The organism is Frankia sp. Cppng1_Ct_nod, assembly GCF_920656135.1.
GTDB lineage: Bacteria > Actinomycetota > Actinomycetes > Frankiales > Frankiaceae > Protofrankia > Protofrankia meridionalis.
This window is the reverse complement of sequence record NZ_CAKKTK010000059.1, coordinates 1-17,682: the sequence shown is the minus strand read 5'-3', so window position 1 is coordinate 17,682 and position 17,682 is coordinate 1. Positions and strand designations below refer to the sequence as shown.

The 17,682-nt window shown below is 68.7% G+C and carries 11 protein-coding genes; 8 read left to right on the top strand and 3 right to left on the bottom strand.

All coding sequences use genetic code 11. From position 1 onward, the window contains the following. The first annotated feature begins 150 nt into the window (after positions 1-150). On the top strand, positions 151-1,668 hold the full coding sequence (locus NBW77_RS16070; RefSeq protein WP_250279947.1) for a hypothetical protein: 1,518 nt from the start codon (positions 151-153) through the stop codon (positions 1,666-1,668). On the opposite strand, the gene NBW77_RS16065 is transcribed toward NBW77_RS16070, so the two are convergent. From NBW77_RS16065 to NBW77_RS16055, 3 genes are all read right to left on the bottom strand, one after another. Continuing rightward, positions 1,622-3,445 carry a glycosyltransferase family protein gene (locus NBW77_RS16065; RefSeq protein WP_131745634.1) on the bottom strand — a complete coding sequence of 608 codons (1,824 nt, stop codon included), beginning with the start codon at positions 3,443-3,445 and terminating at the stop codon, positions 1,622-1,624. The two genes, NBW77_RS16070 and NBW77_RS16065, sit on opposite strands and share 47 nt — an antisense overlap. Positions 3,446-3,691: 246 nt before the next feature. Continuing rightward, complete coding sequence (locus tag NBW77_RS16060; RefSeq protein WP_131745635.1) at positions 3,692-4,894, bottom strand: acyl-CoA dehydrogenase family protein; 1,203 nt, start codon at positions 4,892-4,894, stop codon at positions 3,692-3,694. Between the two features lie 252 nt (positions 4,895-5,146). Continuing rightward, positions 5,147-6,310, bottom strand: coding sequence for an LLM class flavin-dependent oxidoreductase (locus NBW77_RS16055; protein ID WP_131745636.1), 1,164 nt, complete (start codon positions 6,308-6,310; stop codon positions 5,147-5,149). A gap of 626 nt (positions 6,311-6,936) precedes the next feature. Between NBW77_RS16055 and NBW77_RS16050 the strand changes: the two genes are divergently transcribed. The 7 genes from NBW77_RS16050 to NBW77_RS16020 all read left to right on the top strand — a co-directional run bounded on the left by NBW77_RS16050 (position 6,937) and on the right by NBW77_RS16020 (position 17,528). Continuing rightward, entirely contained in the window at positions 6,937-9,588 is a 2,652-nt protein-coding gene (locus NBW77_RS16050) for a cytochrome P450 (RefSeq protein ID WP_207386856.1), read from the top strand. A gap of 76 nt (positions 9,589-9,664) precedes the next feature. Then, entirely contained in the window at positions 9,665-10,750 is a 1,086-nt protein-coding gene (locus tag NBW77_RS16045; RefSeq protein ID WP_250279946.1) for a polyprenyl synthetase family protein, read from the top strand. Between the two features lie 51 nt (positions 10,751-10,801). Then, positions 10,802-12,160 (top strand): cytochrome P450, encoded by a 1,359-nt coding sequence (locus tag NBW77_RS16040; protein ID WP_131745637.1) that lies wholly within the window; start codon positions 10,802-10,804, stop codon positions 12,158-12,160. A gap of 78 nt (positions 12,161-12,238) precedes the next feature. Further along, positions 12,239-13,864: an ABC transporter substrate-binding protein gene (locus tag NBW77_RS16035; RefSeq protein WP_250279945.1), complete on the top strand. Its 1,626-nt coding sequence runs from the start codon at positions 12,239-12,241 to the stop codon at positions 13,862-13,864. 12 nt (positions 13,865-13,876) lie between these two features. After that, positions 13,877-14,839, top strand: a complete 963-nt coding sequence (locus tag NBW77_RS16030) for an ABC transporter permease (RefSeq protein ID WP_175324655.1) — start codon at positions 13,877-13,879, stop codon at positions 14,837-14,839. Next, the gene (locus tag NBW77_RS16025; RefSeq protein WP_242605624.1) at positions 14,836-15,729 is read left to right on the top strand and encodes an ABC transporter permease; all 894 of its coding nucleotides are present in this window, start codon (positions 14,836-14,838) and stop codon (positions 15,727-15,729) included. The genes NBW77_RS16030 and NBW77_RS16025 overlap by 4 nt, the downstream gene beginning before the upstream one ends. Positions 15,730-15,755: 26 nt before the next feature. Next, the gene (locus tag NBW77_RS16020; protein WP_250279944.1) at positions 15,756-17,528 is read left to right on the top strand and encodes a dipeptide ABC transporter ATP-binding protein; all 1,773 of its coding nucleotides are present in this window, start codon (positions 15,756-15,758) and stop codon (positions 17,526-17,528) included. Positions 17,529-17,682 lie beyond the last annotated feature (154 nt).

The following is a 17,682-nucleotide window of genomic DNA, read 5'->3' as shown; positions in this document are numbered from 1 at the left end:
ACGGCCGGAACCATCCCGGGTCCGGTGGGTCCGGTGGGTCCGGTGGGTCCGGTGGGTCCGGTGGGTCCGGTGGGTCCGGTGGGTCCGGTGGGTCCGGTGGGTCCGGTGGGTCCGGTGGGTCCGGTGGGTCCGGTGGGTCCGGTGGGTCCGGTGGGACGGGCTGGCATCCTTGGATGCGCCACGTTGCGGCGGCACGCCCTTTTCGGCGTGATCGCCGTATTTGGGCTCGTCCTGCGCGGTCTGGTCACTGTCGCCTATCCATCGGCGATCATGTATCTCGGGGATTCCGCTGCCTACCTCGACCAGGCCCGCAGGCGCATGTGGCCGGGGGACTGGCGGCCGTCCGGCTTTCCGATGTTCCTCCGGCTGATCGACGGTCAGGCCCATTTCACGAGGCTCGTCGTCATCCAGCAGCTGCTGACGTTCGCCGCCGGGCTGGGCCTGTACATCGTCGCGTTGCGTGTCGCGCGCCGTCCCTGGATCGCGGCTCTTGCCGCCGCGCCGGCCCTGCTATGGCCGTGGGTGCTGGATCTCGGCCAGTTCGTCCTTGCGGACAGCCTCTTCGGGACGCTGGTCACCGGCGGTGTGGTTGTGCTGGCCCGACCGGGACGGCCCACCGTGCCCGCCTGCGTCGCCGGCGGACTGTTACTCGCAACCGCGGTGGTGATCCGCACGGTCGGCTGTGGCCCGCTGGTCGTTGTCGGCGGGGTGTTGGCCGGCGCGGCCGTCCGGGCATGCGGTCGCCGGGGCGGTCTCGCCCGGTCGACCGCGTTCGTCCTGGCCGCGGCCATGCCGATCCTCGGCTACTCGACGTGGAGCGTGGCCAACGGCGGCGCCTTCTCGGTGTCGGCGCACTCCGGCTTCTTCCTGTACGGGCGGATGGCGCCGTTCGCCGACTGTGCCGTGCTGTCACGGGCAGACCTGCGGACGCTCTGCGACCCGCGGCCGGTCGCAGAGCGTCCGCAGCCCGACAGGTACCTGTGGCCCGACGACTCGCTGCTGCGCCAGGGTAACCGCCGCATCCCGCCGGGACGGGAGGACCTTGCCGGCGAGTTCGCCGGTGAGGTCCTGCGGGCCCAGCCCGTCATGGTGGCCACCACCACGGTCGGCTACCTGATCGGGTACTTCTCGCCCGTCCCGCATGAGAACGCGAAGACCTCCCGGGCGGCGACCTGGGAGATGCCGGACGCGTTGGCGAACATCCTGCCTCCCGAGGCTCCGCACGCCGCCGACGGCTACTACGTCCTCACCAGGAGATCACAGTCGCTCGGGGGAGTCCTGTTGACGTACAGCCGGTTGGGCTATGCGCCGATGCCACTGGTCGGAACCGGTCTGCTCGCCGGTCTCGCCGCGGCTGCGATCGGCCGGCGGCGCGGTCGCAGGGGGCAGGATTGCAGCGGGCCGGGTCGCAGGGGGCAGGATTGCAGCGGGCCGGGTCGACTGTTCTGGCTGGCGTCGGGCGCGGGCATGTCCGTGCTCGTGACGGCCGCGCTGACCGCCGGTTTCGACTACCGGTACCTGGGCTCGGTCATCGGACTTCTCGGCGCCGCCGCGGTACTCGGCTGGATCGGGCTGGTCGAGGTCCTCAGGCCGCCGGTTGCCGCGGACCCGCAGGTGATCCTCAAGCCCCCGCAGCCTTCGGCCCTGTCGGAGTCGGGCAGCGGGTGAACCGGGTGATCTGGCCGGTCAGCGGCCACGAGTGGCGGGTGGAGTCCGCCGGGCACCAGCCGAGACCGGCGAGCAGGCTGTCGAGGTTGCGCAGACCGTCCGGGAACACCAGGTTGTAGGTGACCAGATACAATGCCCCTGCGTCCGGACGGGTGGCCAGAAACGGCGGGATCGAGGAGCCCCAGCCCAGCGGGGGCAGAACGAGGGTGTTCACCTCGGTGACCGGTCCGCGTGACACATCACGCTTCGGGTAGCCGTTGTAGTACGACACGTAGTACTGCTGTGCCTTGTACCACTGCCGCTCGTCCCACCGCCCGGGGATCACGATCTGGATGTCCCCGGGTCCCGCGGTCGTCTCTTCGACGGCGACCAGCTCCCGCATGTCGCCCAGCAGCAGGGGGCCGTTCGCGCTGGCCCTGATCTCGTGGATCCGTTGGGCACTCACCGTGGCCACGGCCAGGACGAAGACCACAATGATGGCCAGGGCCGCGGCGGTCGCGGGGATTGTCGCGACCGTCCGCCAGGTCCAGGTCCAGGTCCAGGTTCGCTGCGTTCGTTTTCCTCGAGTCCGTGACCATAAGGGGTGGACCAGGGCTGACGCGCCGATACCGGCGAGAAGGTACAGCAACGGCAGGGTGAACAGGTTCGCCCGGACGAATCCGACCGGCCACTGCCTCCTGGTCGAGGCAAGCACGATCAGTAGTAACGCGCCACCGAGCGCTGTCAATAACGCCCGACCCGCCCGGTGTCGCGCTGCCGTGACCAGGCCGGCCGCCCAACACAGCAGTGCCCCCGCGACCACGCACACCTGCAGTTGGTGATCCGGGTCGGCGAGCAGTGGCGAGCCGGTGAACGGCGAGCCGAACTGCCCGTCCGGTCGGGTCATCGCCGCCGTGAACGCGTTGCGCGCCGTCTCCCACAGGGCCATCCGCAGTTGAAAGGTGGCATTGCCCCTGGTGAGGAAGAAGTTCCGCCAGTACGGGTTCGTGGTCAGGTAACTCTGCGGCAGGACGAACAGCACGAGGTGTGCGACCCCGACCGCGGCAACGAGGATCGAGCCGGCCAGTGCGGTGCTCCGAGTCCGGCGTCGGGCCCGCCAGGCCTGTGCGGCGTCGAGAACGTCCATTACCAGCAGGGGAGCGAGCACGAACAGGGACGTGACCGTCATGATCGCGCATACCGCCATGGCGAACTGCGCCGGCCACGGACGTCGTCCGGCATCCGCGCGTCGGCGTGCGCACAGCCACAGGTGCGTCACGGCCGCGGTACAGGCGGCCTCCGGAAGGTAGGACTTGAGCTGCATCCCGTAGACGAGCAGCCCGCCGTTGACCGTCAGCAGCCCGGCGACGATCGTGGCTTCCGGTCGCGACAACCACCAGCGGCACAGCACCCAGGTGAACAGCGACAATGCGGCCAGCGCGACGATCTGCGGCAGGCGCAGCCCGAGTTCCGTGTTGCCGAGGAGTGACACCGCGAGCTTCTCGGCCGCGAACCATCCACCGGACAGCGGTGCGTTCGCCGTCCGCAGGGCCTGGAACCAGCCCGAGCCGACGTTGAGGTGGTAGGCGCGCCATGCTTCGTCGTACCAGAGCGGTCGGACCAGCGTCGGCCACAGCGCCGCGACCACCATCGCGTCCAGTCCGAGGAGTGCTCCGACATGGGGGACGAACCGCCACCGGTCGTGTCGACCGACCCGGTTTCTTCTGGTCCCGTCCCCATCGGTCAGGCCCGTCCTGGTATCGGTCGAGGATGTCGGTCCGCCGAGTGTGTCCACCACGCTGAGAGGCTATGAGTCGGTCGGGATGCGGCGAACGGGGCATGTGACACCGACATCCGTAGGTAGAAATCGTTGCTATGACGACTGGAACCACCTACGAGGCGACCGGGCGGTAGCCGACGGATGTCAGTTCCTTGCCCCGCACCCGACCCTCCGATCAGTTGTCAGCTCTTCATACCAGGGCCTGACGCACTGAATGGCTCTGTGGTACCTCCTGCCTACCGGAATGCCGGTCCCGTTACCGGGTCACCGTCGTATCAGGAGTGCCCCGCCCAGGAGGTACTGTCCGACCATCTCAAAGTTCGTCTGCGAGAGAGTGATGTGCTTGACCGCTGTGTGGATGTCACGGAAGCAGCGGTCCAGCCGGCTGGCGGTGTAGAGGGAGCTCGTTCCCGCCAGGTCGTAGAGCGTGTCCACGGCCGCTGCGGTGTTCTCGCCCACGGCCGTGGCCGCCAGGCGGATCAGGGCGCTGAGGTTCTCCCCGCCGTGCTCGCCGTGTGCCGTCGCGTGGTCGGCCGCGTCGGTGAGCAGCAGTGCGCCCGCCCGCATCAGGATCTCCGCACGGGCCAGCCCCGCCTGCACGGTGTGACTGGCAGCCAGCGGGCTCGTCGCCCGGGCGGGAATCTTCTCCCGGGCCAGGGAGCGGAAAGCCACGAGGGCGTCTTGGGCGATCCCCAGGGCTGTCGACGCGGTCGTGAACGGGGCGAAGTCGTAGTAGGCGATGCCGTACGCTCGGGAGGGGCGGTGGGCTGGTGGCCGGCGCAGGAGGGAGCCGTCGACCGTGTGCTCCTCGGGGACGACAAGGCCGTCGACGCAGTAGGTCGTGCTTCCGGTGCCGCGCAGTCCCACGGTGAACCAGTCGTCCACGAAGCGGGCGGCGCTTTTCGGAACGAAAATCATGCGTATCCGTGGTCCGGTGAGGGGCATGTGTGACATGTCGTCCTCCTGGAGCGTCGCGGCGCAGACCAACCAGTCGGCGTGCGCCGAGCCGCTGGCGAACGACCACCTGCCGCGCAGCCGGTATCCGCCGGGCACGGGCTCGGCCTGGCCGGTCGGGTTGATGCCGCCGACCACCAGCCCCGTGCTCTCGCGGAAGAGCCGGTGTGCCACCGGCTCCGGTAGATAGTCCGACATCCGGCCGATGGCACCTTGGACCCCCATCTGCCAGGCGACGGATGCGTCGACGCGGGCGAGTGCCTGCAGGACGGCCGAGCCGGTCTGCACGCCGACCTGTCCGCCGCCGAAGGCACGGGAGATCCACATCCGGTGGATGTTCTGCTCACGGAGCGCGTCGATGACGGCGGGCGGAGTGGCCCGATCCTGTTCAGCCTGGTCCCGGTACTGGACAAGCAGCGGAGCGATCTTCTCGACGCGTGCGGTCCACTCCGCGGTCTCGTCGGAAGGACGGCCCCCACCCGGAAACAAGGAGTATGTACACCCGTCGCTCATCTCGGCTCCCGTGAAAACGCCTGCCCCCCGTGATTACCCATGCTCCCCAGGCAGGCGAGGGAGATGCTGACAGTGATCGCACGTACACGGGTATCGCCGCCGGCGGCGATCTTCCACCGTCGGCGCAGCCCCCGTACGGCATCCAGCGTCGAACATCTGAGCTCGCTCAGTGTGCGAACGCCACCGAGCAGGAGGAAAGTCTCCCGCTTATGGGACCATGGCCGAGGAAGGCCCAGGGCGGATAACGGCAGATCAGCCGGGGCGTGCCCATGCCTGGGCGAGCAGCTCGTAGGACCGCACCCGTGCGGCGTGGTCATGGGTGACCGTGGTGATGAGCAGCTCGTCGGCCCCGGTGACGTCCCGCAGCGTACGCAGTCCCCGGACGACGGTCGTGGGTGAGCCGACGAACTGGGTGTCGACCCGGTCCGCGACCAGCGCACGGTCCTGCTCCGTCCAGGGGAAGGACGCGGCCTCGGCCGGCGTGAGGTAGGGGGTGACGCCCTCGCCCCTGCGGATGCTGCCCGCCCACGGGCCGTAGCCGCTCGCCAGCCTGCGGGCGATCTCGTCATCGTCGGCGACGACGACGTCCGCGGAGACCATGACGTGCGGCTCCCGCATCGTCTCCGACGGACGGAAGGCGGCTCGGTACGCCCGGACCGTGTCGAGCACGGCGGTCGGCATCGAATGGTAGTTGGCAGCCATCGGCAGGCCCAACTTGCCGGCGGTCCGCGCGCTCTCACCAGCGCTCGCGGCGACGATCCACAGTTCCATATCGGTGCCCTCGGCGGTGGGCGTCCGTAGATGCATGCCGTCGTGGGTGCGGTAATCGCCGCGGATGAACGCCTGGATGGCCCGCACCTGCAGCGTGTAGTCGTCATCCGCGGCGTCCCGGTATCCGACCAGCTCCAGTTGCCGGCGGAGGCGGTGGGGATCGAACAGAAACTTCGGCCGCGCCGGGATCGGCAGGCCGTCGACCACGCAGGGCCGGGACGCCGGGAGGCCGCTCGTTGCCGGTTGTCCAGCAGTTGATTTTGTGGCGGAGTCGGTGATTTTGTCGATGAATTTGCTCACGCTCGAACGGCCCAGCCCGAGGTCGATGCGCCCAGGATGAATGTGCGCGATCGTTCCGAACTGCTCGGCGATCACGACCGGCGTCTGGTACGCGGTCTGCACTGCGCCGGACCCGACCCGGATCCGCCGGGTGGCATCGGAGACCAGGGCGATCAGGACGGCGGGCGCGGCGGAGGCGACGCTCGGGGTCAGGTGGTGCTCGGCGAGCCAGTACCGGGCATAGCCGAAGCGCTCCACCTGTTGCGCAAGGTCGATCGTGTTGCGTAGCGCCTCGACGGCGCTCGAGCCCGAGGTGAGCGGCACGAGGTCGAGCACCGACAGCGGGACAGGGTTTTCAGAGGGCATGTTCGCCGCTGCCTTTCAGGGTTTGTCCAGGACGCGGCCTGGCAGCGCTATCACCGGGCAGTCGAAGATCGGCCGTTTTCCAACTCGGGAATAAGGCGTGGATCGATTCATGGCTATTACTCTCCGTGATTACAATCATGTAATATGTGTATCCTCACCTGCGGGACTTCATTCGTTAAATCTACGTATCCGCGGATCATCTAACCTGAAGGCTTCCGCATCTGCGGATATCATGCTACTCTCTCCTCTGCGCGGTTCTTGCGATCGGCAAAAGTGGACGGCTCCAGCCAGGTGTGGTCGTCGACTTTGATCAAGTCTTATTCCGGGAACCTTGCCCAGTCGGCGTCCCTGACCCTCTCCGGCTGAAGCCCTTTGCTCGCCAGAAGTTCTTGATCTTCTGTTCCGCATGGCGAAGGGCGGAGATCTGCGGCATCGATGCCGCAGATGCAGGTCGCATCCGATATCCGCTCTCCACGGAAGATCTTTTTCCATGGGAAGCGGATGTCCCCGAATCCCACCCCGTGGTCCACCCGCGGAACGAAAGGTTTCACCGGAAAGCCGCCCGCCTTCCACCGGCATCGCGGGACGGCCTGTTCGACGCGCCAGCATCCAGATGAGGAGTGATCATGGAAACAGGCCCGGTGGTGACCCCGTCCGATGCGCTCGCACCGCCCACTCGGGAGTTCTTCCTCCCCGAACTGCCGCGTTCCCTTCCGTTCGCCTACCACCCGCAAGCGGCGCAGATCGAGTTCGCCTCCAACGGCTGGGTGCGGGAACAGCTCGGCGAATGTTTCGCGACAGAGGGGGATCTGCTGTTCTTCCTGCGCCAGCGGAACGGGATCTACGGTCCCCTCACCGTGCCGAACGCCGACGGGCAGCGGGCCCGCGACATCGCCGACTGGTACCAGTACGTGACGGTGATCGACAGCTTCGTCTCGGACCGGTCGGCCCTCGGCGCCAGCGACATCGGGGCCCGGGAGGTCTTCGCCGACATCCTCGCCGACTTCCGCGGCGAGGACGGCCGGGACAGCCGGGCCGGTGACTTCGCCTACGGCCGGGCGGCCAGGGACCTGTGGCGACGGATCAGCCCCGGCCTCAGTCCGGCCCAGGTGTCCCGGTTCACCGCCGGTCTGGAGGCGTTCCTGCGTGGATGCGCCACCGAGATCCACTCCAAACTGGCCGACAGCGTGCCGGACTACGAAACCTGCCTGGCGGTCAGGCTGGACAGTTTCGGTTGCGACTTCATCGAGCTGATGACCGAGTACGGCGCGGACGTGGACATGAGCGACGTTCTCCCGCAGCTCACCGAGGTCCACCACCACTGCCGCCGACAAATGATCGTCATTAATGACCTGCTGTCCTGGCGGAAGGAACACTCGCAGGACGACAGGATGACCGTGGTGCGGGTCCTGATCGAACGGGACGGGCTCGGTCTGCAGGACGCCGTCAACCGGCTCTGCGAGCTGGTCGCGCAGCACGAGAAGGCGTATGCCGAGGCCCGTGACGCGCTGCTGTCCGGCCCGCTCGGCGAGCGCGGGGACGTGCGCACCTACCTCACCGCCGTGGACCATCTGATGGGCGGCAGTCAGGAATTCGAATATCTGACACCACGCTACTTCGGTGACGGCTCCGTGTGGGACGGGTCGACCTCGGGATGGGTCGATCTCGATGCCCCCGTGACGCGCTTCCGGCCGCAGCCCCGACCCGCCGGGACGGCCGGCGAACCAGCACCGACCTTCGTGACCATCGCCGCGGCGGCGACAACGGTACAGGCCGCCACGGTGCCCGGCTGCCCGGTGCCGCATGCGGCGGCCACCGCCGCGCCGGGTGCCGGCGCGTCCGGTATCGCTCCCGACCAGGCGCCCCCGCCGACCGCCCGCCGGGGCACGGACGGTAATACCTACTCCTTCGCTGCCGCCCCTGGCAATCTCCCGGTGATCGGCCATGCCCTTCAGCTGTGGCGTCGGCCGTTGCAGTTCCTGGCCGGGCTACCCGCCCAGGGCGACCTCGTCCAGATCAAGCTCGGGTCGCGCAATGCCTACCTGGCCTGTCACCCCGAGGTGGTCACGCAGGTCCTGGTGGACTCGCGCACCTTCGACAAGGGCGGGCCGCTGTTCGAAAAGGCGCGGCTGCTTGTCGGCAACGGGCTCGTCAGCTCCATGCGGGAGGACCACCGCCAACAGCGGCGGATGCTCCAGCCCGCGTTCCACCCATCCCGGATGCCGGGCTACGTCCAGTTGATGCGGGAGGAGATCGCCGACGTCCTGGAGTCGTGGGAGGACGGCAGACCCATCGACGTCAGCGACGCGATGCACGCCCTGACTCTGCGGATCACCGCCCGCACCATGTTCGCGACCACGGTCGGTGAACGTCCGATCATCCCCGAGGTCGCCTACTGCATGCCGATCATCATGCGGGGCGTCTACAAGCGGATGGTCGCGCCGATCGGCTGGCAGGAGAAGATCCCCACTCCGGGCAACCGCCGGTTCGATCAGGTCCGGACCCGGATGCACAACATCATCAAAGAGACGATCGAGTTCCAGCGCCGCGCCGGGACGGACCACGGTGACCTGTTGTCGATCCTGGTCGCGGCCCGCGACGAGGAGACCTGGCACCAGCTGACCGACGAAGAGGTCTACGACCAGGTCATGACCCTGCTCATCGGCGGGACGGAGACCACCGGCAACACCATGGCCTGGGCCTTCCACGTCCTTGCCGAGCATCCGGAGGTGGAGACCAGGCTGCACGCCGAGGTGGACGAGGTTCTCGGCGGTCGGGCGCCGACGTTCGACGACCTGCCGCGGCTGGACTACACCTGGCGGGTCCTGCACGAAACCCTGCGGATGTATCCGCCGGCCTGGTTGCTGACCCGCACGACCACCAGGGAGACCGAGCTTGCCGGGCAGCGGCTGGCAGAGGGCGCCATCGTGATGTACAGCCCGTACGCGATGGGGCACAACGGCACCCTGTTCACCGACCCGGAACGGTTCGACCCCGACCGCTGGCTGCCCGAGCGGGCCAGGGACATCCCACGCGGCGCGATGGTGCCGTTCAGCGCGGGGAGCCGTAAGTGCATCGGCGATACCTTCGGCCGCGCGGAGACGACTCTCACTCTGGCCACGATCGCCGCCCGGTGGAGCCTGCGTCCCATACCTGGCGCCAAGCCGCACACCGCCGTCCCGAAGGCGTCGCTGGGCACCGGGCCGTACCCGATGATCCCGAAGTCTCGTGCCGTCGCGGTCGCCGGCACGGACCTCGTGCGCAGCGGCGCCGGCTGACCGGCCTTTTCTCCTGTCTTCCTGTCGCCTATCGCGGGCTGCCCGGCCCGTGCCCTGCCGAAGAAGGGGTCCGTTCATGACCGAGTACACCCCGCAGTTGCGGGCCACGGCACCGACCGCCCTCGACACCCTGGTGCGGTGCCGGGACCTCGTGCTCCCGGCCCTGCGCGAGACTGTCGACCGGCTGCACCCCTGGGTCGGGCAGATGGCGGGGTTCGTCTTCGGCTGGTGCGATCCTGACGGCACGCCTTCTGCCCACAGCGGAGGTGGGGGCAAGGCAATGCGGCCGGCGCTCGCCGTCCTGGCCGCCGAGGCCGTGGGCGCCCCGGCGGAGAGCGCGGTTGCCGGGGCGGTCGCCGTTGAGCTGGTGCACGCGTTCTCACTCGTTCACGACGACATCATGGACGGCGACGAGCGGCGCCGGCACCGCACCACCGCCTGGAAGGCGTTCGGGGTGGGGCCGGCCGTGCTGGCCGGCGACGCGCTTCTCGCGCTCGCCCTCGACACCCTCTCCCACGCCGCCGGCCACCTGCCCCCGGCGACCAGGTCGGCGGCGATGGGCCTGTTGTCGAGCTCGCTGGTCGAACTGGTGAACGGACAGGCCACGGACATCGCCTTCGAGTGGCGGCCGTGGACCGGTCCGGACGCGGTGACCGTTGAGGAGTACAAGGCCATGGCCGCGCGCAAGACCGGGTCACTGCTGAGCTGTGCGTCGGCGCTGGGGGCGTTGCTGGGCGGTGCTCCGGCCGAGATGGTCACGGCGATGTCCCTGGTGGGCCGCGACCTGGGAACCGCCTTCCAGGCGGTCGACGATCTGCTGGGCATCTGGGGGGACCCGGTGGTCACCGGCAAGCCGGTGTTCAACGACCTCCGCCTGCGCAAGAAAACCCTCCCCGTGGTCGCCGCCCTGGCCAGCGGGTCGGTGTCGACCCGGCAGCTCGCGGACCTGCTGGCCATGCCGGTCGACACCCCGGACCCGGAGTGGACGCTGCGCCGGGCGGCAGCCCTCATCAGCGAGGCCGGCGGCCGCTCCTTCACCACCGCCCAGGCCTACCTGCATCTGGACCGCGCCCTGCGGACCCTCGACGAGGCCGCGATGGAACGGACAGCCGCAGCCGAACTGACCATGCTGTCCGAGTTCATCGTCCACCGCACCCACTGACCTGCGGGCACGACCGCCTCCGCCCTTTCCGGAACAAAGGAGACCTCACGGATGACGGCAACTGTTCCGGGCGTCGCATCGGCTCCCGGCCGACTCCCGCTGCTGGGCCATGTGCACCGGATGCTGAGTGAACCGCGGAGGTTCTTCGAGTCGCTGCGTGATGCGGGCGACATCGTCACCATCGGCCTCGGACCGGCGCGGGCCTATGTCATCAACAATCCCGTCTGGGTGCATCAGATCCTCACCAGGGACGTCCGCAAGCTCGACAAGGGAATCGCATACGAGAAATCGGCTCCGTTTCTCGGCAACGGTCTGCTGAACTCCACCGAACCGACCCACATGGCGCACCGCAGGCTGATGCAGCCGGCGTTCCACGCGACACGGATCGCCGGTTACGCCGACCAGATGAGGGAGGTCGCCGAGCAACGCGCATCGGCGTGGCGGGACGGCCAGGTGGTGGAGTTCGTCCAGGAGATCCATACCTTCGCGGTGGCCGTGGTATGCCGGGCGCTGTTCTCCTCCGACCTCGGTGACAGCGTCGCGGTCGAGGTGGAGCAGACCTTTCCCGTCCTGCTCAAAGGTGTGGCCAGGCGGATAGCCTTCCCGGTCGGCTGGTTGGAGAAGCTGCCCACCCCGGGTAACCGCCGTTTCGACCGCGCCCGCAACCAGCTCGACAAGGCGTTGACGGGCGTCATCACCCAGTACCGGGAGCGTGGTGCCAAGGACGGCGACCTCATGGCGATGCTGCTGGCGGCCCGGGCCGACGGTGACCGGCCGGGTCTCAGCGACCAGCAGATCCACGACGAGGCCATGGCACTGTTCCTGGGCGGGGTGGAGACCGCGCGGGACGTGCTGAGCTGGACCTGCCATCTGCTCAGCCGGCACCCCGACATCCAGGAGCGGCTCGCGGCCGAGGTGGCCACGGCCCTGGCCGGCCGGTCCCTCGACCACACGGCACTGGCCGATCTGACCTACCTGCGGCAGGTGCTGAGCGAGGCACTGCGGCTGTACCCGCCGGGCTGGTTGTTGTCCCGGCGGACCGTGACAGAAGTTGTGCTCGGTGAGTACCGGATCCCGCCCGGATGCAACGTGCTGTTCTCCCTGCACGCCATCCAGCGCGATCCGGCGGTCTACACCGTGCCCGACGTCTTCGACCCGGACCGCTGGGCCGGTGACGGCGCCGCCGCCATCCCCCGCACGTCCTTCCTTCCTTTCGGCACGGGTAACCGGAGCTGTATCGGTGAGCCGTTCGCCTGGGAGGAGATGACGATTTTCGTGGCGGCGGTCATCGCCCGATGGAAACTTCACCCGAGTCCCGGTTACAAGGTGCGCCCGAGCCGGTCGACGATGCTCCAGCCCAAACGGGTACCGCTCATCGTCAGAGCGCGACGGCCCATCGGGACCGGCTGAAGAGGAATTCCGCTTCATCGACTCCATGGCGTCCGCCGTATTCAAAGAAAATTTCTCGACTGATAAGAGGACGTGTACATGAGATCGCGAACTTCGTCCGGCCGTGCCCGCTGGCTCCGCCTCGCGGCGGGGGTCGGGCTGGCCGGTACGTTGCTCACCGCCTGCGGGTCCGGCGGCGGAGGTGGCACCGCAGCCGCGAAGGAGACCCCGAAGCCCGGCGGTAAGCTGACTGTCGCGGTCACGTCCGATTTCGGCTGTCTCGACCCGCAACAGGTCAGCTCGATCGATTCGGTCCACCCGGCACGCCAGCTCGTGGACTCCCTGACCGACCAGGACCCGGCTACCGGGAAGATCGTGCCGTGGTTGGCCGAACGCTGGGAGATCAGCACGGACGCGACGACGTTCACCTTCCACCTTCACCCGGGCGCAACCTTCAGTGACGGTAGCCCGGTCAACGCTCAGGCGGTGAAGGCGAATTTCGACACCGCCGGGAAGCTCGGGGCGATCGCCGCCCAGGCGGCCGGCTACCTGCAGGGCTACCGTGACACGACAGTCGTCGACGACCTGACCGCCAAGGTGGCCTTCACCAAGCCGGCCGCCCAGTTCCTGCAGGCGACATCCACCCACACTCTCGGGCTGGTGTCACTCGCCAGCACCACGCGGACCCCGGCCGAGCGGTGCGCGTCGGGCATCGTGGGCTCAGGTCCGTTCACCCTGCACAGCTATCAGAAGAACGAGTCGATCGTCCTGGACAAGAGAGCCGGCTACAACTGGGGCTCGACGCTGTGGAAACATCAGGGACCGGCCTACCTGGACCAGATCGTTTTCCAGGTCGTCCCGGAGTCCGGCGTCCGCACCGGCAGCCTGCGTTCCGGGGCTGTTGACGGCCTTACCGCGGTAGCTCCCCAGGACGAGGCGGGGCTGCGGACCGATGGTTTCACGTTGCAGTCCCGTACGGCACCGGGCCTGCCGTACGGCTTCAGCGTGAACACCGCACACCCGCCCCTTGACGACACGGCGGTGCGCCAGGCCATCTCCCGGGCGATCAACCGGCAGGAGGTCGTCGACACCGTCTTCACCCCGTTGACGAAAACCGCGACGAGTTCGCTGGCCAATTCCACGCTGGGTTACGAGAATCTTTCCAAGGATCTCGTCTTCGCTCCCGACGAGGCGAAGAAACTACTGGACGGCGCCGGGTGGCAGCCGGGCCCGGACGGTATCCGCGTCAAGGACGGAAAGCCGCTGGCGCTCACCGTCCAGTACTTCACCGGCCAGCCCTCGGCAAAGGCGGTACTGGAGCTGATCCAGCAGCAGCTCAAGGCCGTCGGAATCGCGGTGATGCTACGGGAGGACCCGGTAGCCAACGGCGGCAAGATTGTCCAGGCGAAAGGTTACGATCTGCTCTGGGGTCATACGAACGGAGCCGACCCCGACGTGCTGCGCATCCAGTACTCGAGCACCGGGCTGAACTTCAACAACCTCAAGCCCGGTCCGCTGGACGACCTTCTGACCCGGCAGGCCGCCACCGCCGACCCGAACGCTCGCCTGGCACTCGTCCGGCAGGCACAGGAGTTCGTTCTCACCAACCAGTACAACGTCCCGGTCGTCGAGCTGACCGTCGTGCTGGGCCTGTCAGCAAAGGTGCATGACGTGATTCTGAACGCCGACGCACGGCTTCAGTTCCACGACTCCTGGAAGTCCTGACGGCCGACGCCGGTGCTCCGTTACCTCGGTCGCCGCGCGCTGCTCGCGCTCGGCGTGCTCTGGGCGGCCTACACCGTCTCGTTCGCCATCCTCCACCTGCTGCCGAGCGATCCGGTAGAGATCATGGCCGCGGGTGGCGACAGGATAGCGCCTGACCCGGATCGGGTCGCCGCGCTGCGGCACGAGTACGGATTCGACCGGTCCGTCGCCGCGCAGTACGCCGACCAGCTCGTCGGCGTACTGCGCGGCGACCTCGGCCGTTCGGTGCAGAGCGGCCAACAGGTGACAACCATGATCGCCGATGCGTTCCCCCCGACGCTGGCGCTGACGGCAGCCGCGCTCGGGCTCGGCATCCTCCTGGGAACGGGCCTCGCGGTCTGGGGGACATACACCCGCAGGTGGTGGCTGCGGCAGATGCTGCTCGCGCTGCCTGCGGTCGGCGTCTGCCTGCCGTCGTTCTTCGTCGGACTCGTCCTGTTGCAGGTGGTCTCCTTCCGGTGGGGGCTGTTGCCGGCCGTCGGGGACCACGGGGTGCGCAGCCTGCTGCTGCCGGCTGTCACGCTGGCGCTGCCGTGCGGGGCGCTCATCGCGCAGGTACTTGCCAGGAGCCTCACAACAGCTCTGGGCGAGCCCTACATCGGGACGGCGCGAGCGAAGGGAGCGGGACCGGCCCGGATCCATCTGCGCCACGCGCTGCGTAACGCGGGACTGCCGGCTATGACCCTGGCCGGCGTCCTCGCGGGGAACACGGTGGCCTCCGCCGTCGTGGTGGAGACCGTCTTCTCCCGGCCCGGCATCGGGCGGATCATCGTCGCGGCCGTCCGTTACCAGGACATTCCGGTGGTACAGGGGGTGGTCCTGCTGGGCGCGGTCACCTTCGTCGTCATCAACCTGGCCGTGGACCTGCTCTACCCGCTGCTCGACCCACGGATCGTCCCGGTGCCCACCCGGGTGCGGATGGAAGGGACCGTGTGAACGGGCTGCGCATCGCCGCGGAATCGACGCCGACCGCTCCGGTTGTTCCTGGTCGGCGGGTCGGGTGGCGGCGGGTCGGCCGTTTCATGGCGCACCGGCCCGGCCTGGTCGCTTCGGTTCTCATCATGATCGTCGTGTTGGTCGCGGCGTTCGCGCCCGGGGTGCTGACGTCCGCCGACCCGATCGTCGGGGTGCCGGCGGACAAACTCCGGTCCCCGGAAGCCCATCATCTGTTCGGGACCGACCAACTCGGACGCGACCTGTTCGCCCGGGTCGTGTACGGCACGTCGCTCTCGATCAGAACAACCATGATTGCTGTCGCGGTCGGCCTGGTCGTGGGATCCGCCACCGGTCTCGTCGCCGGCTTCTTCGGCGGCTGGATCGACGAGATCGTCATGCGGATCGTCGACGTGCTGCTCGCGATCCCGTCGCTACTGTTGTCCCTGGCGCTGGTGACGGCACTCGGCGTCGGGACGGTCAACGTGGCGGTCGCGGTCGGGGTACCGACCATCGCCAACTTCGCCCGGGTGATGCGGGCGGAGACGCTGCGGGTCTGCAACGCCGTTTTCGTCGAGGCGGCCCGGTCGACGGGCGCCGGATGGTGGTGGGTGCTCAGCCGGCACGTCCTGCCGCACGCCTGGGGCCCGGTGACGGTCCTCACGACCCTGGAGATCGGCGTCGCGGTCCTCTCGGTGTCGGGGCTGAGCTTCCTGGGGTACGGTGCCACCCCACCCGCCCCCGAGTGGGGTTCACTGGTGGCGGACGGTCGCGACTACCTGGCGACGTCCTGGTGGCTGTCGACGCTGCCGGGCCTGACCATCGCGCTCACGGTGCTGGCGGCCAACCGCATCTCCCGGGCGCTCGACGGTGAATGGGCGCGGGTCCGATGACCAGTCACCGGTGGACCGGTTCCCCGATGGCCGGTCCAGGCGCGGACACATCGGATGAGGACACACCGGGCGGCATCGTCGGTGCGCCGTCGACCTCGGAGGTGCCTGTACTGGAGATCGACAACCTGGAGGTGTCGTACCGCGGCCGTCTCGGGGTGATTCATGCCGTGCGGGGGGTCGGTCTCACCGTGCGGTCTGGTGAGGTCGTCGCGTTGGTCGGCGGGTCCGGTTCCGGCAAGAGCACGACCGCCCACGCCGTGCTCGGGCTGCTGCCGGCGGGCGGACAAGTCGACGGTGGTCGCGTGATGTTCGCTGGCGCCGATCTGACCCAAGTCGGTGAACGGGATCTGCGGGTGGTGCGCGGCGCGGGGATCGGCCTGGTGCCCCAGGACCCGTCCGTGGCGTTGAACCCCGTCCTGCGGATCGGCGACCAGGTCTCCGAGACGCTGCGCATCCACGGCCTGGTAAATCGCCGCGCCGCAGCCGCCGCGGCCGTGGGCGCCCTCGCCGAGGCAGGCCTGTCGCAACCCGCGGTCCGCGCCCGGCAGTATCCGCACGAGCTGTCCGGTGGGATGCGCCAGCGGGTGCTGATCGCCATCGCGGTGGCCGCCGGGCCGCGGCTGCTCATCGCGGACGAGCCGACGAGCGCTCTCGACGTCACCGTGCAGCGACAGATTCTCGATCACATCGGCGGACTGGTGCGCGACCGCGGTACCGCTGTCCTTCTCGTGACCCACGACCTCGGCATCGCGCTGGAACGCGCCGACCGGGTGGTGGTGCTCCATGCCGGCCGGGTCGTGGAGGCGGGACCCGCGGATCAGGTCATCGGTGAGCCGAGCCATCCCTATACCCGCCAGCTGGTCGCCGACGCTCCGAGCCTGTCCGGGTCCCGGCTGCGGTCCGGGCCTGCGCCGACACCCCAGGTCCGGACCACCGCCACCGCCACCGCAACGATCATGACAACGACGGAGACCGCCGTGGTGGCCGGTCCGGATATACCCCCGTTGATCGTGGTCGAAGACCTGGTGAAGGAGTTTGCGCTTCCCCGCTCGGCCGGCCACGGGAAACGATCAGTCCGGGCCGTGGACGGCGTAAGCTTCACCATCGGTCACGGTGAGACGTTCGCGTTGGTCGGCGAGTCCGGCTCCGGCAAGACGACGATGGCTCGGCTCATCACCCGGCTGGCGACACCGTCGGCCGGACGGGTGACCATGGACGGGCAGGACATCAGCCAGCTCCGCGGCGGAGCGTTACGCCGGTTCCGCCAGCGGGTCCAACTCGTCTACCAGAACCCGTACGCCTCGCTGAACCCGCGTTTCACCATCGCGGAGGTGGTGGAGGAACCGCTGCGGATCTTCGGGGTGGGTGACCGGGCTTCCCGCCGGGACCGGGTCCGTGAACTGCTCGAGCGGGTGGCGTTATCTGCTTCGGTACTGTCATATCGGCCCGCGGAACTGTCGGGTGGCGAGTGCCAGCGGGTCGCGATCGCGCGGGCGCTGGCACCGGCACCACGGCTGGTGGTGTGCGACGAGCCGGTTTCCGCACTCGACGTGTCGGCGCAGACGCGGGTCCTGGAGCTGCTGATCCAGCTTCAGGCTGATCTGGGGCTGAGCTTCCTGTTCATCTCCCACGATCTGGGGGTGGTGCGGCGGGTAGCCGACCACGTCGGGGTCATGCGTGCCGGCCGACTGCTGGAGGTGGGGCTGGCCGGCGTGGTGCTGACGGCACCGAGGGACGCATACACCCGCCTGCTGCTCAACGCGATTCCAGGACGGCGGGCCGCCTCGCCGGCACCGTGAGGAGGCCTCCTCGAAGGTCATCGGCTGGATACCCGCGCTCAGCGGGCATGCGAGGGCGGCCAGACCGATCACCAACAGTTACGGACAGTGGTGCTCCGCGGATTCGGTCGGTCTTGGGGAGGACAGTCGAGGATGCGCAGGCTATCGTGCATCC